The 22,935-nt window shown below is 50.7% G+C and carries 23 protein-coding genes and 1 other RNA gene; 5 read left to right on the top strand and 19 right to left on the bottom strand.

What is annotated here, in order from left to right:
• Window positions 1-2 precede the first annotated feature (2 nt).
• The 11 genes from murG to rsmI all read right to left on the bottom strand — a co-directional run bounded on the left by murG (window position 3) and on the right by rsmI (window position 12,419).
• Window positions 3-1,067, bottom strand: a complete 1,065-nt coding sequence (gene murG / locus EDI28_RS19465) for an undecaprenyldiphospho-muramoylpentapeptide beta-N-acetylglucosaminyltransferase (protein ID WP_164918593.1) — start codon at window positions 1,065-1,067, stop codon at window positions 3-5.
• Window positions 1,054-2,262, bottom strand: a complete 1,209-nt coding sequence (gene ftsW, locus EDI28_RS19460; protein ID WP_128785552.1) for a cell division protein FtsW — start codon at window positions 2,260-2,262, stop codon at window positions 1,054-1,056. Before ftsW ends, murG begins: the two co-directional genes overlap by 14 nt.
• Window positions 2,262-3,599, bottom strand: a complete 1,338-nt coding sequence (gene murD / locus EDI28_RS19455; RefSeq protein WP_128785551.1) for a UDP-N-acetylmuramoyl-L-alanine--D-glutamate ligase — start codon at window positions 3,597-3,599, stop codon at window positions 2,262-2,264. Before murD ends, ftsW begins: the two co-directional genes overlap by 1 nt.
• A complete protein-coding gene (gene mraY / locus EDI28_RS19450) occupies window positions 3,600-4,682 on the bottom strand; it encodes a phospho-N-acetylmuramoyl-pentapeptide-transferase (RefSeq protein WP_128785550.1) in 1,083 nt (360 codons plus the stop codon).
• Complete coding sequence (gene murF, locus EDI28_RS19445; RefSeq protein WP_128785549.1) at window positions 4,682-6,094, bottom strand: UDP-N-acetylmuramoyl-tripeptide--D-alanyl-D-alanine ligase; 1,413 nt, start codon at window positions 6,092-6,094, stop codon at window positions 4,682-4,684. The genes mraY and murF overlap by 1 nt, the downstream gene beginning before the upstream one ends.
• Window positions 6,091-7,608 carry a UDP-N-acetylmuramoyl-L-alanyl-D-glutamate--2,6-diaminopimelate ligase gene (gene murE, locus EDI28_RS19440; RefSeq protein ID WP_128785548.1) on the bottom strand — a complete coding sequence of 506 codons (1,518 nt, stop codon included), beginning with the start codon at window positions 7,606-7,608 and terminating at the stop codon, window positions 6,091-6,093. The genes murF and murE overlap by 4 nt, the downstream gene beginning before the upstream one ends.
• Window positions 7,595-9,364: a peptidoglycan glycosyltransferase FtsI gene (gene ftsI / locus EDI28_RS19435; RefSeq protein ID WP_128785547.1), complete on the bottom strand. Its 1,770-nt coding sequence runs from the start codon at window positions 9,362-9,364 to the stop codon at window positions 7,595-7,597. Before ftsI ends, murE begins: the two co-directional genes overlap by 14 nt.
• An 8-nt stretch (window positions 9,365-9,372) precedes the next feature.
• Window positions 9,373-9,693 carry a cell division protein FtsL gene (ftsL, locus tag EDI28_RS19430; RefSeq protein WP_128785546.1) on the bottom strand — a complete coding sequence of 107 codons (321 nt, stop codon included), beginning with the start codon at window positions 9,691-9,693 and terminating at the stop codon, window positions 9,373-9,375.
• On the bottom strand, window positions 9,690-10,637 hold the full coding sequence (gene rsmH, locus EDI28_RS19425) for a 16S rRNA (cytosine(1402)-N(4))-methyltransferase RsmH (protein ID WP_128785545.1): 948 nt from the start codon (window positions 10,635-10,637) through the stop codon (window positions 9,690-9,692). The genes ftsL and rsmH overlap by 4 nt, the downstream gene beginning before the upstream one ends.
• Before the next feature lie 371 nt (window positions 10,638-11,008).
• Window positions 11,009-11,391: RNase P RNA component class A (rnpB, locus tag EDI28_RS19420), an RNA gene on the bottom strand.
• 167 nt (window positions 11,392-11,558) lie between these two features.
• Window positions 11,559-12,419, bottom strand: coding sequence for a 16S rRNA (cytidine(1402)-2'-O)-methyltransferase (gene rsmI, locus EDI28_RS19415; protein WP_128785544.1), 861 nt, complete (start codon window positions 12,417-12,419; stop codon window positions 11,559-11,561).
• A 61-nt stretch (window positions 12,420-12,480) separates the two neighbouring features.
• Here rsmI and EDI28_RS19410 point away from each other — a divergent pair, with 61 nt between their 5' ends.
• Genes EDI28_RS19410 through EDI28_RS19395 form a run of 4 tightly spaced genes read left to right on the top strand, consistent with a single transcriptional unit; the run spans window position 12,481 to window position 15,796 of the window.
• Entirely contained in the window at window positions 12,481-14,310 is a 1,830-nt protein-coding gene (locus EDI28_RS19410; protein WP_128785543.1) for a penicillin-binding protein activator, read from the top strand.
• Window positions 14,294-14,662: a YraN family protein gene (locus EDI28_RS19405; protein ID WP_428430295.1), complete on the top strand. Its 369-nt coding sequence runs from the start codon at window positions 14,294-14,296 to the stop codon at window positions 14,660-14,662. The genes EDI28_RS19410 and EDI28_RS19405 overlap by 17 nt, the downstream gene beginning before the upstream one ends.
• Window positions 14,663-14,665: 3 nt before the next feature.
• The gene (locus EDI28_RS19400; protein WP_128785541.1) at window positions 14,666-15,256 is read left to right on the top strand and encodes a phosphoheptose isomerase; all 591 of its coding nucleotides are present in this window, start codon (window positions 14,666-14,668) and stop codon (window positions 15,254-15,256) included.
• Between the two features lie 3 nt (window positions 15,257-15,259).
• Complete coding sequence (locus EDI28_RS19395; RefSeq protein WP_128785540.1) at window positions 15,260-15,796, top strand: BON domain-containing protein; 537 nt, start codon at window positions 15,260-15,262, stop codon at window positions 15,794-15,796.
• A gap of 58 nt (window positions 15,797-15,854) precedes the next feature.
• Here the strand turns inward: EDI28_RS19395 and sspB are convergent, their stop codons facing one another.
• The 8 genes from sspB to zapE all read right to left on the bottom strand — a co-directional run bounded on the left by sspB (window position 15,855) and on the right by zapE (window position 22,223).
• Entirely contained in the window at window positions 15,855-16,364 is a 510-nt protein-coding gene (sspB, locus tag EDI28_RS19390; RefSeq protein ID WP_128785539.1) for a ClpXP protease specificity-enhancing factor, read from the bottom strand.
• On the bottom strand, window positions 16,364-17,002 hold the full coding sequence (sspA, locus tag EDI28_RS19385; protein ID WP_128785538.1) for a stringent starvation protein SspA: 639 nt from the start codon (window positions 17,000-17,002) through the stop codon (window positions 16,364-16,366). Before sspA ends, sspB begins: the two co-directional genes overlap by 1 nt.
• 86 nt (window positions 17,003-17,088) lie before the next feature.
• Window positions 17,089-17,826, bottom strand: coding sequence for a cytochrome c1 (locus EDI28_RS19380; protein ID WP_128785537.1), 738 nt, complete (start codon window positions 17,824-17,826; stop codon window positions 17,089-17,091).
• The gene (locus tag EDI28_RS19375; RefSeq protein WP_128785536.1) at window positions 17,823-19,088 is read right to left on the bottom strand and encodes a cytochrome b; all 1,266 of its coding nucleotides are present in this window, start codon (window positions 19,086-19,088) and stop codon (window positions 17,823-17,825) included. Before EDI28_RS19375 ends, EDI28_RS19380 begins: the two co-directional genes overlap by 4 nt.
• Window positions 19,088-19,678, bottom strand: a complete 591-nt coding sequence (petA, locus tag EDI28_RS19370) for a ubiquinol-cytochrome c reductase iron-sulfur subunit (RefSeq protein WP_128785535.1) — start codon at window positions 19,676-19,678, stop codon at window positions 19,088-19,090. Before petA ends, EDI28_RS19375 begins: the two co-directional genes overlap by 1 nt.
• A 347-nt stretch (window positions 19,679-20,025) precedes the next feature.
• On the bottom strand, window positions 20,026-20,418 hold the full coding sequence (gene rpsI / locus EDI28_RS19365; RefSeq protein WP_128785534.1) for a 30S ribosomal protein S9: 393 nt from the start codon (window positions 20,416-20,418) through the stop codon (window positions 20,026-20,028).
• A gap of 15 nt (window positions 20,419-20,433) precedes the next feature.
• Window positions 20,434-20,862 carry a 50S ribosomal protein L13 gene (rplM, locus tag EDI28_RS19360; protein ID WP_048899223.1) on the bottom strand — a complete coding sequence of 143 codons (429 nt, stop codon included), beginning with the start codon at window positions 20,860-20,862 and terminating at the stop codon, window positions 20,434-20,436.
• Between the two features lie 260 nt (window positions 20,863-21,122).
• Window positions 21,123-22,223, bottom strand: a complete 1,101-nt coding sequence (gene zapE / locus EDI28_RS19355) for a cell division protein ZapE (protein ID WP_128785533.1) — start codon at window positions 22,221-22,223, stop codon at window positions 21,123-21,125.
• Window positions 22,224-22,463: 240 nt separating this feature from the next.
• On the opposite strand from zapE, the gene zapG reads away from it, so the two are divergent.
• Complete coding sequence (gene zapG, locus EDI28_RS19350) at window positions 22,464-22,883, top strand: Z-ring associated protein ZapG (protein ID WP_128785532.1); 420 nt, start codon at window positions 22,464-22,466, stop codon at window positions 22,881-22,883.
• The last annotated feature ends 52 nt before the right edge of the window (window positions 22,884-22,935 follow it).

Here is a 22,935-nt window from a genome sequence, read left to right as displayed (position 1 = left end):
TCTTATTTATTTGCTAGCGACTTGATCACATCGGCAACACGCCCATCGGCGTCAAGGATCGCTGCATCGCGCGCAGCACTTGCCATTTTGGCAAGCGAGTCACGATCTAATTGATTTAATTCTTCGGCCAGGCCCTGTGCGGTCAGATCCATCTGCTCAATCATCTTCGCAGCCCCGCACCGCACCAGATGCTCAGCGTTCAATGCCTGCTGGCGATCTTTGTGCATAAATGGAATAAATATTGCGCCTACGCCAGCTGCTGACAATTCAGACACGGTGAGTGCGCCGGATCGGCACACAACAATATCAGCCCACGCATAGGCGGCGGCAACATCATCGATAAATTCCGTCACTTTATGATGGGTCTCTGTTTTTTCGCTATAAGCCTGTTCGGTGACGTCAAGGCTGCCTTTACCCGCCTGGTGCCAGATAGTTATGCTTTCGCCCAGAATCCCGGCAACTTCAGGCATCGTCTGATTCAGAATACGCGCGCCCTGGCTTCCGCCCATCACCAAGATTCGAATCGGTCCCTGACGACCGGCAAAGCGTTCGCTTGGCGCAGTCAGCAAGGTAACATCCTTGCGAACAGGGTTACCGACAACTTCTTTGCCAGAAAATGCCCCCGGAAAAGCCTGCAGAACTCTCGAGGCAATACGTGATAGCCATTGGTTGGTCAGCCCCGCGACAGCATTTTGCTCATGCAAGACAACCGGCACACCGGATAACCAGGCGGCAACCCCACCCGGACCACTGACATAGCCTCCCATACCCAATACGGCATCTGGCTGCCAGGTTTTGATATATTGACGAGCCTGTAAAATCGCACCAACGATCTTAAATGGCGCGGTAAGCAAACGAGCCAAGCCCTGCCCCCGCAGGCCTTTAACCTTGATAAAGTCGATTTCAATACCATGCTTCGGCACCAGCTCGGCTTCCATCCGGTCGGCAGTACCCAACCAGCGAATCTCCCATCCCTCCAGCTGAAGTTTCTTGGCAACAGCGAGCCCAGGAAAAACGTGTCCTCCGGTACCGCCAGCCATAACCAGCAAGCGTTTATTCTTGTTCATTATCGTCATCATCTAATTCTTCTGCAGGACCATACTTGGCAGCCAAGCGCTGCTCATGATCAATGCGTATCAATATGGCGACTGCCGTCGCCATAATAAACAAACTGGATCCACCGTAGCTGATCAGCGGAAGGGTCAGCCCTTTGGTTGGTACCAGGCCAGCAGCCGCCCCGACGTTGACCAGTGTCTGAAAGGCAAACCAGAAGCCAAAACCAAATGCCAGAAAACCACCAAAAAGTTGGCCTGACTGCAGGCATTTTCGGCCGATAAAGAGCGCCTTGAAAACCAAAGAAAAAATCAGCAGTAGTACTACCGTCACCCCAAGCAGGCCGACCTCTTCGGCCAGTACCGCAAACACAAAATCAGTATGCGCTTCGGGCAAATATTCAAGCTTTTGAATTGAGTTGCCTAATCCTTGGCCCAGCCAGTCACCACGGCCGAAAGCCATCAGAGACTGCGTTAGCTGATAACCGCTGCCGAAGGGATCTTCCCACGGATCCATAAACGAAGTGACCCTGCGCAAACGATATGGCTCGAAGACAATCAGCAGGGCGATCCCCAACACCGCAGCGGCGAGCATTGCCAAAAACTGCCACAGCTTGGCACCGGCAATGAACAGCATGCCTACAGTGGTAACGAACATCACCACAAACGAGCCCAGATCTGGTTGCTGCAGCAGAAGTACTGCGAGAATAGCCAAGACAACAAGCGGCTTGATAAATCCAAAAAAGCTATCCCGCACCTGATGATACTGGCGGACCAGATATCCGGCGAGGAAGATAAATAGCGAAAGCTTTGCTACCTCGGCAGGCTGGAGATTGAAAACCCCCAACGGGATCCAGCGTGATGCCCCATTGACCGAGCGCCCTATCACCAGAACTGCAATCAACAGCATGATCGACACCAGCAGCATCGGAACGCTGAACTGACGCCAGCGCTCAAGCGGAATTTGTACCATAAAGCCGGCAATCACCAGCGAACAAGCCAGGAAAAAGCCGTGGCGCAATGCAAAATAGAAAGGCATATCTGTCAGGCGGGTTGCCACCGGCACCGAGGCTGACGTCACCATCACCAGCCCCGTCACCATCAACGCCAGTGCTATCCACACCAATTGGCGGTCATACATGCTAGGTGCTGCCGGCCGAGTCAACCACTCACTAACCGCCGACCAGCCCTCTCTGACCTGCCCCAGCATCAATTCGCTCCGGAGACGGTGTTCTGTAGCTCAGTGGCCAATGCGACAAATGCATCACCACGAGCCATAAAATTAGGGAATTGGTCAAAGCTCGCACATGCCGGGGATAACAGAATCATATCGCCAGCCTGCGCCGCTTTTGCCGCTATAATCATTGCCTGCTCCATGGTCTCGACAGATAACGGATTTTCAACAAGTGAGGCGAAATGACGGCCATCACGCCCATAACAATAAAGCTGTACATTTAAGTCAGCCAATACAGGCTGAAGTTCCGAAAAATCAGCCCCTTTACCATCGCCACCCATCAATAAGTGCAGTTTGCCCGCCAGATTCAGCCCTTTCAGCGCAGCCAGAGTACTGGCAAGATTCGTCGCTTTAGAATCGTTAACCCATCGTACATCGTGCGAGCTGGCGACCAACTGGCACCTGTGTGCCAGGCCGTTATATCGCCTTAGCGCCCGACATACTGCCAAATGGTCAATGCCAACTGCATCGGCCAGCGCCAACGCCGCCAAGCTATTGGCAACATTGTGGCGACCAACCAAAGCAATATCGCCAGTTGCCATCACAGGTTGCTGAGCGACTGCAAGGTATTCCTCCCCTTCGACAGTAACCAGACCATATTCTGCGGCGTCAAAACCAAAACTGATCATCTCGCCAGAGATGGCTTTGGGGCAGGTTGCCAAATCATCGCGATTATACACCGCCAGCAGCGCATGCTCGAAGATCCGCATCTTAGCCTGGCTGTAATCTTCCAGCCCGACATAACGATCCATATGATCTTCGGAAAGATTCAGGTATACCGCCGCTTTTAACTGCAGCGAAGAGGTGGTTTCTAGCTGGAAACTCGACAGCTCAAGCACATAGAGATCGTGATCCTGTGCCAGCATATCCAAAGCCGCAAAGCCTATGTTACCTCCGACGCCAACATTGATCCCAGCTTCCCTGGCCATCTCACCGACCAGACTGGTAACGGTACTTTTACCGTTGGAACCCGTAATCGCGACAACCGGCTTGTTCACTGCCCGGGCAAAAAGCTCAATATCGCCGACAATCTCAATCCCAGCTTCTGCTGCTGCGACCAACGCAGGCGTTGCCAGTGCGATCCCCGGACTGGCGACAATCAAATCAGCCGTCAGCAGCCAATCCATGTTCCACCCGCCGCTGCAAAGTGCTACATGCGGCGGCAGCTTATCCTGCCCTGGCGGTGTCGGACGGGTATCAATCACTTTAATATCAAACTCGTCAGGTTGACGCAGTAGGTGGCTTACCACCGACAGCCCGGTCATCCCCAGGCCAATAACAACAACCTTTTTCACACCGTCCAAGCCATTCATTTAACGTACCTTCAGTGTTGCCAGTGCAATCAGAACCAGCATTAGGGTAATGATCCAAAAACGGACAATCACTCGCGGTTCCGGCCAGCCCTTAAGCTCATAGTGGTGATGGATAGGCGCCATACGGAAAATACGCTGGCCGCGTAATTTGTACGAGCCTACCTGCAGGATCACCGATACGGTCTCCATCACGAACACACCGCCCATGATCACCAGCAGAAGCTCCTGACGGACCAGTACCGCAATCGTACCCAACGCTCCGCCAAGGGCCAATGAGCCGACATCGCCCATAAAAACCTGCGCCGGATAGGTGTTAAACCACAAAAAACCTAAGCCAGCACCGACAATCGCCGTACAGACTACCACCAGCTCACTGGCATCTTTCAGGTAAGGAATATGCAGGTAGTTGGCAAAATTCACATTTCCGGTCGCCCAGGCAATGAACGCCATCCCAGCTGCGACCATCACCGTCGGCATAATCGCCAGACCATCCAGGCCGTCGGTCAAGTTCACCGCGTTGCTGGTACCGACAATAACAAAATAGGTAAAGACAATATAAAACAGGCCAAGCTGTGGCATAACATCTTTGAAGAATGGCACCACCAGTTGTGTCGCCACGGTATCTTGACCGTGCACATACAGGGCAAATGCAACGCCGAAGGCGATCACCGACTGCCAGAAGTACTTCCAGCGTGCAACCAAGCCATCTGTATTCTTGCGGACCACTTTGCGGTAGTCGTCAACAAAACCAACCGCACCATAGCCCAGCATAACGGTCAGTACCGCCCAGACGTAAGGATTAGAGAGATCGGCCCACAGCAAAACAGTGATAGCAATTGCAGCCAGGATCATGATACCGCCCATCGTCGGCGTACCACGCTTGCTGAAGTGCGATTCAGGACCATCATGGCGTACCACCTGGCCAATTTGCAGCAGCTGCAGACGGGCAATCAAACGCGGCCCCATCCACAGAGAAAGCAGCAAAGCCGTCAATACACTGACAATCGCGCGAAACGTCAAGTATTCAAACAGGCGGAAAAAAGGGAACGTGGACTCTAATAAGTCAGCTAACCAGTAAATCATTATGCTTTTTCCTGCAGTGCAACAACAACGTCTTCCATTCGGGAACTACGTGCTCCTTTTGCCAACACTGTAATTTCTGTATGTTGTGAATTAAGTTCTTGATGATCAAGCTGTGCTTTCAGGAACCTGATCAGGTCAGATTTATCATCAAAATGTTGACCGTGATTCATTTCACTGACCACGGCACTGGCCCGGCCATATGTTAGTACCTGCTCCAGATCTTTAGCCATGGCATATTCTGCCACTTCCCGATGCAGTGCTGCACTGTCATTGCCCAACTCAGCCATATCGCCAAGCACAAACCAGCGTTGCCCTGAAAAAGTAGCAAGCAAGTCAATCGCCGCCTTCACAGAAGCCACACTGGCGTTGTAAGAATCATCGATAAGACGCAGGCCATCACGAGGCAAGGTAATATCCACCCGCCCTTTTACATTCTTTACCTGCTCCAGGCCATTTTTCACCTGCTCCAGTGTTGCCCCCATTGCCATGCTTAACGCGGCAGCAGCCAGTGCATTGGCAACATTGTGGGCACCAGCCAGTGTCAACGTGACTGGTATATCACCGTCGGTGGTGCGCATTGTAAAACAAGCTCGGCCTTGACTGTTAATAAATATGTCATTTGCTGAGAAGTCAGCCGTCGATTGCGTCGCAGAAAAAGTGATTAGCCGATGTCCAGAGAGCAACGGCTGCCACATTGCCAATTCATTGGAATCCAGGTTGATGATTGCCGTCGTTTCGGCAACAGCTTCATCTGCCCTCTCTTCAACTGAAGCAAGCCCTTCAAATATTTCACCTTTTGCCTTGGCAACGCCTTCCAGCGAGCCAAAACCTTCTAGATGAGCAGCAGCTAAATTGTTAATCAGCGCAATCTGCGGCTTTACCAATGCCGTTGTATAGGAGATTTCTTGCTGGTGATTTGCACCAAGCTCAATCACCGCATATTCGTGGCTCGGCTCCAAACGCAAAAGGGTCAGGGGAACGCCGATATCATTATTGAAGTTGCCAGCGGTTGCCAGCACCCGGCCTTTCTGGCTCAGGATGGCAGCAACCATCTCCTTGACTGTGGTTTTGCCACAGCTACCAGTCAATGCCAGTGTTTTCAGGCCATGCTGCTGCTCCATACGGGCCCTGAGCCAAGCTCCGAGCTGTCCCAGAGCCAAGCGGGTATCTTTTACCACCAGCTGCGGAAGGTCGACAGGTAAGTGCTTGCTTACCAACAGAGCATCAGCACCGTTATCCTTTGCTGCCTGACAGAAGTCATGGGCATCGAAACGCTCCCCCTTGAGGGCGATAAACAGTGTCTGAGCCGCAATCTTGCGCGTATCTGTCGACACCTCGGCAATAACAGTATCACGGCCAATCAGTTTAGCCGCCAAAACGTCAGCCAAATGCGAAAGCCGAACCTCAATCATGCGTTATTCTCCAGTAATTCCCCGACAGTTTCGCGATCAGAATAGTGAATAGTGCGATCTGCCAAGATCTGATAGTCCTCATGCCCCTTGCCGGCAACCAGAACAATATCATCGGCATCGGCAGAGGTCAGTGCCCACTGACAAGCAGCATAACGGTCATGGTTCACAACGGCCAAGTCTGGCTGCTGTAACCCAGCCAGCATATCCGCAACGATAACAGCAGGGTCTTCACTGCGAGGGTTATCGTCAGTTAAAATGATCTTGTCGGCCAACCGCTCGGCAATACCGGCCATCATCGGGCGCTTGCCATTATCACGATCGCCGCCACAGCCAAAAATACACCACAACTTGCCACGACAGTGAACACGCAAAGCCTGCAATGCTTTTTCCAGCGCATCTGGGGTATGAGCATAATCAACAACCATCATAGGTTTGTCAGGCTTTTGAAAAACTTCCATTCGCCCGATAACGGCCTGAAGCCTTGGTGCCGTTTCAATCAGACGCGACAAAACGTGCCCTGTCGCCAGCAATGTCGCCAGGGCCAGCATCAGATTCATCACATTAAACGAGCCAACCAGCGGTGCCGTAAACTTACCGCCCCCCCAAGAAGAGTCAAAAACAACAGTTACACCCTGGGTACTGTATTCCACCTGTTCAAGCCACAGTGCACGGCCTGAATGCTGGCTCAGATTGGATTGCTCACTGGCAACAGCAACGGCATCCGGCAAAGAAGCCAACCACTCACGACCTACCTCGTCATCGGCATTAATGACCGCGGTACCGGACTGGTGATTGGTAAACAAGGTTTTCTTTGCGGCAGCATAAGCCGTCATATCCCCATGGTAGTCAAGGTGATCTCGGCTCAGGTTAGTAAAAATACTGGCTACAAAGTCCAAGGCTTTGACCCGGCCCTGCACCAAACCATGAGAAGATACTTCCATCGCGGCAAAGTCAGCACCGTCATTAACCAAGCCTGCCAATACCTGCTGGATTTCTATCGCGCTGCCGGTAGTATTCACCGCAGGTTTTAGCTGCTGCAGCAAGCCATTTCCGGTCGTCCCCATCACACCCGCGCAGTAGTCTAGCTGCTCGGCCCATTGTGCCAGCAGCTGGCTGATGGTGGTCTTGCCGTTGGTACCAGTGATGGCAACCAGCTTCAGTTGCTCGTCAGGCTGTCCATAGAAGCGACGGGCGATAGCTGATAGCAAATGTCCGAGCTCGTAAAGATAAACAATAAAAATGCCATCCTGCCTTACTAAAGTCGCATTTTCAGCGATATCGTCAGCTTCTGCCAAGATAACGGCGGCGCCCGATTCAAGCGCTGCAGGAATAAACCGGCGGCCATCAACAGCATGGCCGTTAACGGCAACAAACATCTCGCCAGAACGTACCTGGCGGCTGTCCAGAGTCATCCCGGTTAGCTCGATATCGGCAAGGTCTGCCGGTAATGTCGCTGCCGCAATCCATGGAGACAATAATGCTCCCACTTTATTGTTCTGATTAATTAGCGGCATGCGCATTGCCTCTGTTATTGACGATATTCAACGATTCACCTGTACCGGCATCTGGCGGAACATTTAAAATCTGAAGTGCACTTTCCATCACTTCCGAAAAAATCGGTGCTGCAATCGCACCACCATAATATTTATCGCCCTGTGGCTCGTTCACTACCACGACCATAGCCAGGCGAGGGTTACTAATTGGGGCAAGGCCGGCGGTCATCGCGATATATTCATCGCTGTATCCGCCCGCCGCTGCCTTTTTGGCCGTTCCTGTTTTCGCCCCGACACGGTAGCCCGGAACAGCAGCTCGTTTGGCACTGCCCCCGTCACCGGTAACCATCTCTAACATATTCAGTAATTTGCGAGTATTTTCCACCGATGCAACCTGGCGTCCCGGAACGACTTCTTCCGTTTTCAAGATCGACAGCGGACGACTCACACCCATGGCGCCAAGAGTGGCATACGCACGTGCCAGCTGAATCGGGGTCACGGATATTCCATAGCCAAATGCCAGTGTTGCCCGTTCAAAATCCGACCAGCGGCGACGATCAGGGAAAAACCCCTGCGCTTCGCCAATCAAGTTGATCCCAGAAGCATCTCCCAGCCCGACACTGCTATACATGCCCAGTACCGCATCGATCGGCATCGCCAAAGACAGCTTGCTCACTCCGATGTTGCTCGACTTTTTGAGGATTTTTGCCAAGTTGGCTTTACCAACCCGGGAAACATCCCTGACTCGGCTGCCACCCACCTGCATTATGCCATTACCGGTATCGATGATCGTGTCTTCGTCCGCCACCCCGTTTTCCATTGCAGCAAGCACCACAAACGGCTTGATTGTCGAGCCCGGTTCCATTGCATCAGTGATCGAGCGGTTACGCATCCGAAAACTCTGTAGCTGGTTGCGATTATTCGGGTTGTAGGACGGCGCGTTGACCATCGCCAGTACCTCGCCGGTACGCACATCAACCATGACAACAGTGGCCGAGGTGGCCTGATAATCCACAACAGCCTGTTTGACGGCTCGGTAGGCAACGGCCTGCAACCGCTGATCTATGCTCAGGCTCAGCGGTTGGCCTGGCTCACGCTGCTTGAGGGATATGTTTTCCACCACCCGGCCATATCGGTCTTTGCGTACCGTCCTGCGGCCCGGTTCACCGGTCAGCCAGCCATCATAGGTACTTTCGACGCCTTCAAGACCATGGCTATCAATACCTGTTACCCCGATCAGGTGGGCACTGACCTCCCCGGCGGGGTAAAAGCGGCGGGATTCATCTTTGAGCCCGACTCCTGGCAATTTGAGTTTGTTGACATAAGATGCCATTGCCGGGCTGACTTGGCGCTGGAGGTAGATAAAACGACGCTTCTTGTTTTTTTCAAGACGGGATAGAAGCTGCTGACGATCAAGCCCAAGGACATCCGCCAACGCAAACCAACGATCAGGAACCTGGATACCGCCATTTTTGTATATTTGAACCGGATCAGCCCAGACGGCCTGAACTGGCACACTGACCGCCAAATGTTCATCATTGCGATCAGAAATAATACCGCGTGCAGAAGGCATGGCTTTCACCCGCAGCGAGCGCATGTCTCCTTCCTGGATCAGCTTGCCCGGCTCCAGTACTTGAATGTAGGCCGCCCGGCCAACCAAAGCAACCAAAGCCAGTACGACGCAACCACATATAACACCAAAGCGCCACGGGATAAAAACCGGTGGCGCTTTCTGGCGACGCTGATTCTTCGATTGTTGGCGCTTAAATATATTCATCAAATCTATTACTGTACGATGACTTCACTTTCTCTAGAAGGGCGTTTCATTTCTAGCTCTTTCTCGGCTAATCGCTCAATCCGGCTGTGTTCTGCCAGTGAGTTTTCCTCAAGGATCTGATTTCGCCATTCAATATCCAACTGATCCCGCTCAATCAGCAACTGCTCTTGCTTGGCAATCAACTGGCGAGAATGGTGGGTGATCAAGACCACCCCCAAGGCAGAGACAAGCACCAAAACCAACAGAACAGATGGTACTCGTCCCACCGACACGAGATCCCGTGCGATCAAACGAGCAAGGCTCTCCGTGGGTTCCGGTGCCAAACTCACACTCGTTCAGCCAGACGCAATACTGAACTACGCGAACGCGTATTATCAGTAATTTCAGACTTTGACGGCTTAATAGCCTTACCTACCGTCTTCAAATCTGCCGTTCCCAGCGCCTTGATTTGGTCTTCGGTCAGCGGCAGGCCTGCTGGCACCTCTGGCCCTTTACTCTGCTTACGAATAAAGCGCTTCACCATGCGATCTTCCAGCGAATGGAAGCTGATCACTGATAGGCGACCGCCTGGAGCCAAAACGTCAACCGCACCGTGCAATGCCGTATCAATCTCATCCAGCTCACTGTTGATATAAATACGGATAGCCTGGAAACTGCGGGTCGCCGGATGCTTATGCTTGTCTCTAAATGGCGAGACCTCGGCAATCAAGCCTGCTAGCTGGGTGGTGCGTGTCAACGGCTCTTTCTCAGGGTTCTCACGATGGGCGACGATGCCACGGGCGATACGCTTGGCAAAACGCTCTTCACCAAACTCTTTCAATACCCAGGCAATATCGTCGGCATCCGCCTCCGCCAGCCAATCGGCAGCAGAAAGACCAGAAGTCGGATCCATACGCATATCCAGCGGACCGTCACGCATAAAGCTGAATCCGCGCTCGGCATCGTCCAGCTGCGGCGAGGAAACGCCAAGATCCAGCAGTACGCCATCCACCCGACCAATCAGGTCACGCTCTTCCATATATTTGGCCAAGCCGGAAAAGGGACCGTGGATGATATTGAAACGCGGATCATCTATCTTTTGCGCTTCGGCAATGGCCTGTGGATCGCGGTCAATGCCGTAAAGACGGCCACCTTCACCAAGTTGAGATAAAATCAACCGGCTGTGCCCACCACGACCAAAAGTCCCGTCGATATAAATTCCATCAGGTTTAATTGCCAGGCCATCGACAGACTCTTGGAGTAAAACAGAAACGTGCTCAAATTGTTCAGACATAAAAATAAGTTCAGCCGTAGTGAAAGCTAGCCAAGGATGTCCAGATATAACCGCAACACCTCGGCCTAAAAATGTATATTCAGAAGGAAAATGACCTGCCAAATCATGGTTTAGGCAATAAAGCACATTTATTTATCGTTAAAAACGGCTTTTCCCGCACAATCCCACCGCAAAGTGTACGTATGAGACAAAAAAGTTGTCAAGCAAGAGGCATGATTTCTGACAAAGAAATAATAATACTATGTGGAGGTTTTACATTGATACTAGGCAGATACGGGCTAATTAATTCAATTTTGTGAAATTGAGCCCTAAAACGATAAAAGGTGATGTCCGCTTCGTTTCCAAAGCATGACACCACCTTCTATACAAAAGAGGGGAGTTGGCTGATGAGCCGGGTTCTGTCCCGCTTGCGCGGTGGTAACCATTCCTCTAGGCCTGCAATCGCTCACAGGCTCAAGCAACCTACCCGTCCCCAACGCGGGCCACGCCATTAGGGACCTATTTGGTCTTGCTCCGGGTGGAGTTTACCGTGCCACGAACTATTACTAGTCGCGCGGTGCGCTCTTACCGCACCCTTTCACCCTTACCTGTACTCGCAAGCGAGCCATCGGCGGTTTACTCTCTGCTGCACTGGTCGTGGGCTCACGCCCCCCAGACGTTATCTGGCACCCTGCCCTATGGAGCCCGGACTTTCCTCCCCCCCGTCAGTCTCCCAAAGGACATCAACGAGGCAGCGATTACCTTAGCCAACTCCGGCGACGGATTGTATAGGAGTCAGGTCACAGTTACCAGTGAAAAATCCAACAACGGCCAAGAGGAACTAAAAAAAGCTAATGCATCAGGTTCAAGTTTCGAGTTAGCAGCCCCACTCTAACCCTCCACTTCACAAAGGGAGGGAGCTCAAACCTCGATCCTAAACAATTAATCGAGGTTCTCTAACCCCCACTTATACAGCGCATTCTTCTTCACGCCGTGAATTTCAGCCGCCAGTGCAGCCGCCTTTTTCAGTGGCAGCTCCTTGGTCAGCAGGGTAACGGTACGCAGCGCCTCTGCCGGCAACTCATCTTTCTGTGCCCGGTGGCCCGCCACCAGCAACACCATCTCACCACGGGTACGATTGCTGTCTTCACCCAGCCAATCAATCAGCTCCCCTAGTGGCGCACCATGGATAGTTTCAAAGGTTTTGGTCAGTTCGCGGGCCAATACCACCTGGCGATCCGGTCCCAGTACCGCCAGCATATCCGCCAGCGAATCCATAATTCGATGCGGCGACTCGTAGAAAATCATCGTTCGCTCATCGTCTGCCAGATCTTGGAAGCGATCCCGGCGCCCTTTGCTTTTCGGCGGCAAAAAGCCTTCAAAGCTAAAGCGATCAGACGGCAGACCTGCCCCGCTCAGTGCCGTTACCACCGCACAGGGGCCGGGAAGAGGAACAACTTTTACACCCGCCTGACGACAACGATTGACCAAATGGTATCCTGGATCGCTAATCAGGGGTGTACCGGCATCAGACACCAGTGCGATGCTCGTGCCCGCCTGTAGCTTTTCGATCAGATAATCGGCTTTTTGCTGCTCATTGTGATCGTGAAGTGCAAAGGTGCGGGTTGAGATAGAGAAATGTGTCAACAAGCGTGATGTATGGCGTGTATCTTCAGCGGCAATTAAATCCACATTTGCTAATACATCCAATGCACGCTGCGTGATATCCGCTAAATTACCGATTGGTGTAGGTACGATGTACAAAGTTGCGACATCTACCGTGCATGAATTGGTCTCACTCATTTGTCTAAGATCTCATCTGCAATTAATATAGAGAGTAATTTGTCACAGTTGAATGAATTCAATGCTCAATTTTACCCATAAGCGTAAAAGTGTATCACGACTATTAGCGCCTGTAGCCCTCGCCGTGATCTTGGCTGGCTGCTCGACGCCAACTCAACAACAGGCCGTGACCGCCGATATTACCGCTGCCGTTACCGACAGTGCAGCAAATTATCTGATCAAAGCCGAGTCGAATGAAGGCACAGAAAGCATCGACTGGCACATTCTGGCCCTCAAGGCGCTGATAAAAGAAGGAAGCTGGTCTCAAGCCGAACAACAGGCAAATCGGCTGGGACGATTGTCATTGAGCCCGCTACAAATGGCTGAATGGCAACTGGCCCGCGCAACCCTGCGCTATCAGCAAGGCCAGCCCCAGTCAGCCCTGGACACGTTGAATTTCCAGCCGTGGTGGACACTGGCTGATAGCCAATACCTACGTTTCCATATGCTTCGAGCTGAGCTGCTTGGCCAAACCAACCAATCATTCAAGGCTGCTCGTGAGCGAACGGCTCTGGACCAGTACCTGAAAACAGAGCAGAAAGCGGCAAACTGGCAAAACCTGTGGCGAGATCTTTCTCACTACAATAACAACCAGCTACAAGCGACAAAGCTCAACGAAGACGAAACAGTCCTACGCGGCTGGATCCAGTTGAATATTCTGAAAAATACCTATTCGCAGCGACCAGCAAAGCTCAAGGCGACGGTTGAGGAATGGCTAGCCAAAAATCAGTATCACCCGGCCAACCAGTTCCTGCCGGCAGAACTGCAGGCGATCATGTCGCTTGAAATCACCCAGCTAAACAATGTGGCACTCCTGCTTCCGCTGACCGGACGCTATGAGAACTCCGGAAAAGCAGTCAGAGACGGCTTTATAAACGCCATGCTCGACGATACCGGCCGCGAGGCCGATACAGAGCTCGCGATTTACGATACCGAAGCAGAGCCTGTCAGCGCTATCCTCAGCAAACTGAAGCAAGATGGAATCGAGCTGGTTATTGGTCCGCTGCGCAAAGAAAAAATCACCGACTTCCAACGCGGCAACAGCACCGACATCACGATGCTTGCTTTAAATGAGCCAGAGCAGCTAAACATGACCCAGTCGAATGCCTGCTATTTCTCGCTCTCGCCAGAACAGGAAGCCGAGCAAGCCGCCCAGCACCTATTTGCAAAAGGCCATGAGTATCCGATGGTACTCGCTCCGGGTAACAGTTTTGGTGAACGTGTAAGCAATGCCTTTATCGATCAATGGCAGCAACTGACCGGCAAGTCACCGGCAATCAGCTCTTTCAGTTCGCGCAAACAAATCCAGCAGCAAATCGCGACAGTGTTCGGCCTGACTGAAAGCCAGGCAAGAGTTAACCAAATGCAACAAGTACTGGGCTTAGAACTTGAGTCGCAGCCGCGCAGCCGCCGAGACACCGATGCGGTCTACCTAGTCGCCAACAAAAATGAACTGACCCTGCTCAAACCGTTTATAGAAGTAGCGATCAACCCTGACATTGAGCCACCTAAGCTGTACGCCAGTTCACGCAGTTACCCTGATAGCAAAGAAGACACAAGCGAGCTGAAAGGGATTGAATTTAGCGATATACCGCTGCTGGTCGATGCAAACCAGAACTTTATGGCTCGCTATAACGAACTGTGGCCAAATGCCAAGAATACCGATGTCCGCTTGCACGCCTTCGGGATGGATGCCTATAAGATGATCGCCGAGCTACCGCAGATGCGTGTCGTCGATAATTACACGACACCAGGAAAAACCGGCCAACTGAGTATTAATGACCAATGTGTGATCCAGCGTCAGATCAGCTGGGCTATTTTCTCGGGAAATGGCATTGAGCCCGTTCAATAAGCGTAAGCAAGGACAGGTTTATGAAGCCATGGCGGAGCAGTTTTTGCTTCGCCACGGGCTCAAGCCCGTTTGCCGAAATTTCCAGTGTCGAAGCGGTGAAATTGATATCATTATGCGCGACAAGACCTGCTGGGTCTTTGTCGAGGTTAAATTCCGCAAAAATGCACATTACGGTTCAGCCGCAGAAGCGGTAAACTGGCGTAAACAGCAAAAGCTAAAACGGGCAGCATTGTTTTGGCTACAGAAAAACGGCTTTTCAGCCGAACACACTGAGTTTAGGTTTGATGTCGTGGCAATCCAAGGCCCCGATCACCAGATTGAGTGGTTTACCAACACCCTAGTTGAAGGTTAATCCATGCTAGAGAGCATTAGAGAAAGTTTTACAGAAAGTATTCAGACCCAGATTGCGGCGGCAGAAGCACTACCAGATGCGATTTCGCAAGCAGCACAAGTGATGGTTCAGAGCCTACTTAACGGCAACAAGATTTTAAGCTGTGGCAATGGTGGCTCGGCGGCAAACTCCCAGCATTTTGCCTCCTGTCTGATTAACCGTTTTGAAACTGAGCGACCAAGCCTACCGGCACTAGCACTGACAGCGGATACCACGACCTTGACGGCTGTCGCCAATGATTATCATCATGATGAAGTATTTTCCAAGCAAGTTCGTGCACTAGGCCAGGCTGGCGATATCCTGCTTGTCCTGTCGACCAGCGGTAACAGCAAAAATATCATAAAAGCCATGGAAGCCGCGCTAACCCGCGACATGACTATCATAGCCCTAACCGGCAAGGACGGCGGTGAAATGGCGGGGCTGCTCGGTATTCAGGATGTAGAAATCCGTATTCCGTCACAGCGCACTGCTCGTATTCAGGAAGGACACCTGCTGACGGTCCATTGCTTGTGTGATCTTATCGACAAGGTCTTGTTCCCGCATCACGAAGGATAATCAATGAAAATGTACCGAGCCCTGCTAATTACTGTTTTATTTGCTATTCAGGGCTGTTCCGGTCTCACAACGGCCGATCCCCGCTCAACCAAGCAGCAGTGGTTCGATCAGCAGATCGAAATGGAAATCGGCGGATTGGCCAATAAGCCACCGTTCCGGCAGCAAGCCCGGATCAATGCAATTGCGATAGACGGCAAGGTACTGCTCGTTGGTCAGTCTGTTGATCAACCAACCAAGCAGCAACTGACCGAACAAGTTCAGTCTTTGGAGAATGTCGATACTGTTTATAATCAGGTACAGATCCGTCCGCTCCCTCAACTGGCCGAGGTCAGCAAAGATAGTTGGCTCACCACCAAGGTCAAATCACAGATGATTGGCAGCAAGAAGCTGAAAGACGTATCGATTAAAGTGATCACCGAAGGACAGGAAGTCTACCTGCTCGGCTATGTGAACCGCGAGCAAGGCAATATAGCCGCAGAGATCGCCCGCAACGTATCTGGCGTGAAAAAGGTCGTCAAGGTGTTTGAATATCCGAATTAAGCATGTTGCAGATTATACTTAGCGATTAAAGAAAAACGCAGCCAGAAGGCTGCGTTTTTTATTTCACGACGCGAAGACTCGGTCGGCCACGAGGACGAGGCGGCTCATCATCTGGGCTGCTGTCATCGCTGGTTTCGGTCACTTCAGCAAGAGGAGATTGTGTCTCTTCTGCATCCTCGATGATCTCATCATAATGATAATCACCGTCCGCAAGACCACTCTCAGCCATGTCTGAAGCATAAGCCGGCTCCGGCTCAAACATGGTACCTGCACCGTTTTCACGGGCGTAGATAGCCAATGCTGCATACATAGGAACGATCACAGAGTGAGGACGGCCACTAAAACGCGCATTGAAGCTAATTGCTTCATTACCCAGTTCCAGATTACCGACTGCACGCGGAGCAATATTCAGTACAATTTGACCGTCACTGACAAATTCCGTCGGCACCTTCACTCCTTGCAATGTGGCATCCACAACCAAGTGAGGTGTCAGGTCATTGTCGACCAACCAGTCGTAAAACGCGCGCAGCAAATAAGGGCGACGCGGCGTCATTTTATCCATATCCATTATTGGCCAGTCAAGCGCATTTCACGCTCGGCTTCAGTCAGTGAGGCAAGGAATGAATCACGCTCGAAAACGCGAGTCATATATGCTTTCACTTCTTTGGCACCAGCACCAACCAATTCAATACCCATTTCAGGTAAACGCCACAGTAGCGGTGCCAGGTAACAATCAACCAAGCTGAACTCGTCGCTCATAAAGTACGGGAATTCAGCAAATACAGGTGCCAGAGCAAGCAGTTCATCACGTAATTGCTTACGTGCTTTATCTGCCTCATCAGCACTACCTTTGTTTACCTTCTCAGCCAATGTGTACCAGTTACGCTCAACACGGTACATCATCAGGCGGCTGTTACCACGAGCAACAGGATAAACTGGCATCAGAGGTGGGTGAGGGAAACGCTCATCCAAGTACTCCATAATGATGCCGGCCTGGTAAAGAGCAAGCTCACGGTCAACCAGGGTTGGAACAGAGTTGTACGGGTTTAGGTCCAGTAGATCTTCAGGCAGGTTGTTTGGTTCAACCAGCTCAATTTCAACACTAACACCCTTTTCTGCTAGTACGATACGCACCTGATGGCTGTAGATGTCCGACGCATCAGAATACAGAGTCATCACAGAGCGTTTATTGGCAGCAACAGCCATTAACCCCTCCAGTATACTTATATACACAAAAAGCAACGGGGGCTCGAGCCCCCATTGCGAGATTCTTAACCCACTAGGTTACCTGATCAATGGACATCACGCCAATATTCTTTCTTCAACAGTAATGTTAGCACAAAGAATATGACCAGAAAGCCCATTACCCATAACCCCAGACTCTGACGTTCTAGTTTTACCGGCTCAGCCGAATACTCTAGGAAGTTAACCAGATCACGAACCGCCTCATCATACTCTTCGGCGTTCAGCTCACCAGTCCCATCAGACTCGATGCCAACAAATTCCTGTACTTCCTCACCGTCAACCAGGTGAGTTTCATACCTTTTTGTTGGTACACCCTGCAGCTCTTCCAGGACATGCGGCATACCTACACTAGGAAAAACCACATTGTTGACGCCAAACGGGCGGCTTGGGTCTGCATAGAAAGAACGCAGGTAGGTGTATAACCAGTCTGTACCACGAACACGGGCAACCAGAGTCAGATCCGGTGCCGGAGCACCAAACGATGTCGCTGCGTATTCCTCAGGAATTGCATTGGTCATCAGATCACCGATCTTAGCTTCGCTATCAAAGATCATGCTCTCTTTCATCAGATCCAGCGGAATACCGATATCCGTCGCCACACGCTCATAGCGCTGATACTGCGTGGCGTGACAGCCAAAGCAGTAGTTCATGAATGTCTTGGCACCACGCTGTAGCGAGGCTTTGTCCGACAAGTCATTGTTCGCAGCATCTAAATGTACGTTACCACCAGCCGCTATAGCCATCGAAGGCAACAGAGCTAGTAGCATTACAATCAACTTCTTCATTTGAATGTCACCCTCTCTGGTAGCGGCTTGGTTGCTTCGTTTTTACTGTAGAAATACAGCAGGACGAAGAACATAAAGTAACCCAGACTGAAAATCTGCGCCATCAAGGTATACGTTGCTGTCGCAGGCAGCGCCCCCAGTACACCCAGGGCAATAAAGCTCACAGTAAACTGAGCGATATTGATCAGATGGAACTTGCTGCGGTAGCGGTAAGAGCGCACCTTACAGCGATCCAGCCACGGCAACAGGAACAGCACCACAATCGATGCACCCATCGCAATAACGCCCATTAGCTTGTCTGGTACCGCACGCAGAATCGCGTAGAACGGAGTAAAGTACCAAACTGGTGCAATATGCTCTGGTGTCTTCAGCGGGTTAGCGGCTTCAAAGTTAGGTGGTTCAAGGAAATAACCGCCCATCTCTGGATTAAAGAACAACACATAACAAAAGAAGAACAGGAAGACGGCCACACCGACCATATCTTTCACCGTACCATATGGATGGAACGGGATAGAATCAATGACATCGTACTTGCCGCTGTACTGCTTATGGAACGGGAACTGAGTCTTGTACCCTTCACCTTTGCTGCCTTTCGGCAGTTTGGTCTCGATACCGTCCGGGTTGTTTGACCCCACTTCATGCAGTGCCAATATGTGCAGCACAATCAGAAGCAACAGCACGATAGGCAACGCAATAACGTGCAGAGCGAAGAAACGGTTCAGGGTCGCGCCCGAAATAACATAGTCACCACGGATCCATAATGTCAGATCATCGCCAATAAAAGGGATAGCACCAAACAGTGAAATAATTACCTGAGCACCCCAGTATGACATCTGGCCCCATGGCAACAGGTAACCCATAAAGGCTTCTGCCATCAGCACCAGGAAGATCAGCATACCGAACAGCCACAGCAGTTCACGAGGCTTCTGATAAGAACCGTAAATCAAACCACGGAACATATGCAGGTAAATTACAACGAAGAACGCCGAAGCGCCTGTCGAGTGCATATAACGCAGCAGCCAGCCATATTCAACATCACGCATGATGTACTCAACGGAGGCAAACGCTCCCTCACCGGAGGGAACATAGTTCATCGTCAGCCAGACACCGGTTAATAACTGATTGACCAGCACCAGCATGGCGAGCGATCCAAACAGATACCAGAAGTTAAAGTTCTTCGGCATCGGGTATTCGGACAAATGCTTTTTGTAAGCATCCATCATAGGTAAACGTTTTTCGATCCAACCGAGTAGCGCTTCCATTAGGCTGTCTCCTCATCTACACCGACCAGAATGGTATTGTCATCCAGGAATGTATGAGGCGGTACCACCAAGTTGAGCGGTGCTGGTACCCCCGCAAATACCCTGCCGGCCATATCGAACTTAGAACCGTGACACGGGCAGAAGAAGCCTGCACTGACGCCACTCACCTGCTCGTTAAAGCTATCTGGCAAATAGGTAGGGGAACAACCGAGGTGAGTACAGATCCCTACGGCTAGAAAGATCTCAGGTTTAACTGAACGAAATTTATTCTGGGCATATTCAGGCTGCTGTGGCTCATCTGACGACGGATCGCGAAGATCACCATCATGGCCACCCAACTCTTCTAAAATTGCATCACTACGACGCACGACCCAAACAGGCTTACCGCGCCACTCGACGCGTACCATTTGGCCATCTTCCAACTTACTGATATCAACTTCTACTGGTGCACCGGCGGCTTTTGCTTTCGCGCTCGGGTTCCAAGATTTGATAAAAGGCACAGCTACAGCGACTGCACCTAAGCCTCCAACAACCGAAGTTGTCGCAGTCAGGAAGCGGCGGCGGCCGTTACTTACTGGCGCATTGCTCATCCAACATTCTCCCATGTGCTCCCGCTCTGGATTATTATTATGTCCTTCGGCGTCCCTGGAGCTTACGGCTAACTTTCAACGGAAAGAAACAACAGATTGTTTGTAACATTATAAAACTGTTGCTTATCGCGCCAAATGATAAAGAAAACCCCACTTTTTGACAAGATAAAGCTACTTTTTCGCAACAAATGTGAGAGGTATGTTCTTTTTGTTTCAATTTTACATCAAGCCGCGGAATACAGGGATTCTAGAGGGAGAAAGGGTGTTTTTTTGACAAAAAAAAAGCCCAACCCGAAGGTTGAGCTTTTCGTACACAGTATCCAGAATAAATATTCTGAAGCGTAATATTAACGCTTAGAGAACTGTGGACGACGACGTGCTTTACGTAGACCAACTTTCTTACGCTCAACTTTACGTGCATCACGAGTAACATAACCCGCAGCGCGTAGAGATGGACGTAGAGTCTCATCATACTCCATAAGAGCACGAGTGATACCGTGACGGATAGCACCTGATTGACCAGTGATACCACCACCCTTAACAGTGATGTATAGGTCAAGTTTCTCAGTCATTTCAACTAGCTCAAGTGGCTGACGAACAACCATGCGAGCAGTTTCACGACCAAAGTATTCTTCAAGGCTACGCTTGTTGATTACGATGTTGCCAGTACCCGGTTTAATGAAAACACGAGCAGCTGAGCTTTTGCGGCGACCAGTGCCGTAGTATTGATTCTCTGCCATTGTCATCTTCCCCAATTAGATGTCTAGTACTTTAGGCTGCTGTGCAGCATGGTTGTGCTCTGTACCTGCGTAAACTTTAAGCTTACGGTACATAGCACGGCCTAGAGGACCTTTAGGAAGCATGCCTTTAACAGCAGTTTCGATAACCATTTCTGGCTTCTTATCGATAAGCTTCTCGAAGCTGATTGACTTCAGACCACCAATAAAGCCAGTGTGGCGATGGTACATCTTGTCAGTCTTCTTAGCGCCAGTTACAGCAACTTTTTCTGCGTTGATAACTACGATGTAGTCACCAGTGTCAACGTGCGGAGTGTACTCCGGCTTATGCTTACCACGTAGACGAGATGCGATTTCAGTTGCTAGACGACCAAGAGTTTTACCTTCAGCGTCAACAACATACCAGTCACGTTTTACAGTTTCTGGTTTAGCAACGAAAGTTTTCATGCTAATTCTTACCCAAAATTAAATAGTTTCACTTCACAGGAGCGCAAAAACGCTCCCTCTGTTCAGAGCCCAGTCATCACCCCTTCGAGCGGTTGGTGCTCCCGGCTTTCGCCGACACAGGTACGGTGGGTCGCAAGATTATAGGGAAGGGTGGGGGAAAAATCACCTTTTTTTCAAAAAAAAGTGTGTTTTTTTCTCCCAAGGCCGTTGTTGAGGAAAAACCTTCGTTTTTTTACCGCAAAGTCACATTTGCCCCGGCACTATGCAAGGTGAGGTTTTGCCAGATAATCGTGGCTTTGCATTTCAATCAAACGTGAACAGCAGCGCTTGAATTCAAACTCGAGGCGGCCATTTTGGTAAAGCTGTGTCATATCCACCTGCGCCGACATAATGAGCTTTACATTGCGCTCGTAGAATTCATCGACCATGGCAATAAAACGTCGCGCGGCATCGTCTTCTTTCTCGCCCATCTGGATCACCTCCGAGACCAGCACGGTGTGATAAATACGGGCTATTTCCATATAGTCAGTCTGGCTTCTGGCCGTTTGGCATAATGTCTTAAACGTAAAATGCACTACCCCATCGGCCTCGTGGCGAGTCGGCAACATTCGGTTGTTTATGTCGATAGCTTTGCCTCGGCTTCTTGGCTCGACACTCAATTGAACGAAATATTGCTCAATGTTATTTTCCGCTAGGGCATCAAGTGGGTAATGATAAATTTCGGCCTGTTCAAGCGTTCTCAGGCGATAGTCGATGCCAGAATCAACATTGACGATATCGCAGTGCTGCTGAATCAGCGCTATAGCCGGTAGGAAACGGGATCGCTGCAGACCATTGCGATACAACTCGTCAGGCGGGATATTCGATGTCGCCACCAGCGTGATCCCCCGGCGGAACAACGCCTCGAATAGCGTCCCGAGGATCATCGCATCAGTAATATCAGAGACAAAGAATTCATCAAAACAGATGATATCAGTTTCGGCCTTGAATCGGTCCGCGACCAGCTCCAGCGGATCTGACTGTGCAGACAGTTGCTGCATCTCCTGATGCACACGATGCATAAACCGATGGAAATGCACCCGCATTTTACGCTCGGTCGGCAAGCACTCAAAAAACGTATCAACCAGATAGGTCTTTCCTCTTCCGACCCCACCCCAAAAATAGACGCCTTTTACTGGCGTGGTACTGGTCTCTTGTTGCCGTTTGAACAACCGCTGCAACAGTGAAGCTTTGGCTTCCGGTTTGGGTGCCAGCATTCGATGATAGAGAGCTTCAAGGTAAGAGACCGCCATGGCCTGCGCCGGGTCGGCAATGAAATCGGCCTGCTGGAGATCGTACTGATATTGTTGTTGTGGAGTCATCCTTTACCATTACCAAATTAGTCCCATCTTTGGCGTCAGATAGTACCATGGCAACGTTTGTGCATGTATAGTAACTATACGAACTAATTAGTTGGCGCCCATTCAGCACCAATTAAACTATCTGGTATACAAAGGAAAGACCCGTCGGCACGAGCATGCCCTAACTCGTTGGTATGCCGCCACAATGTCTTTAGACCGACATAAACAACTTGGTATTCATAAAGTCACAAGGAGTTTTTCATGGCTTGGATATATGCGCTACTCATTTTTGCCGCAGGTGCAATTGTAGGTGCTTTTGCAGCCCGTTTAGGCAATAAAAGCCTCAAACAACAAAAAGAACTAAAGAAAGACTTGGATAAGTCAAAATACGAACTGGAGCAATACCGTCAGGAATTAGTGGATCATTTTGCCTGCAGTTCAGAGCTGTTAGATAACATAGCGAAAGATTACAGTAAGCTATACGAACACATGGCAAAAACATCAACCGAGTTGATGCCTAATCTTCCGGATCAGGACAACCCGTTTGCCCGTCGTATCAGTACACTGGAGCCCGTTGCGGAAACGGGGAATGTACAAAATCAACCCCGTGATTACGCCAACGGTGCAACCGGGCTACTGAGAGACGAACCTGAAAAAGTGGAAGAGCCCAAAGCGAGCTAATTCCTTTTTTTCTGGAACTAAACCCCGGTTTTCAAGTCAGAGCTAATACCGC

Source organism: Photobacterium chitinilyticum (assembly GCF_004104355.1).
Classification (GTDB): Bacteria; Pseudomonadota; Gammaproteobacteria; order Enterobacterales; family Vibrionaceae; genus Photobacterium; species Photobacterium chitinilyticum.
This window is presented reverse-complemented; position numbering and strand designations above follow the sequence as displayed.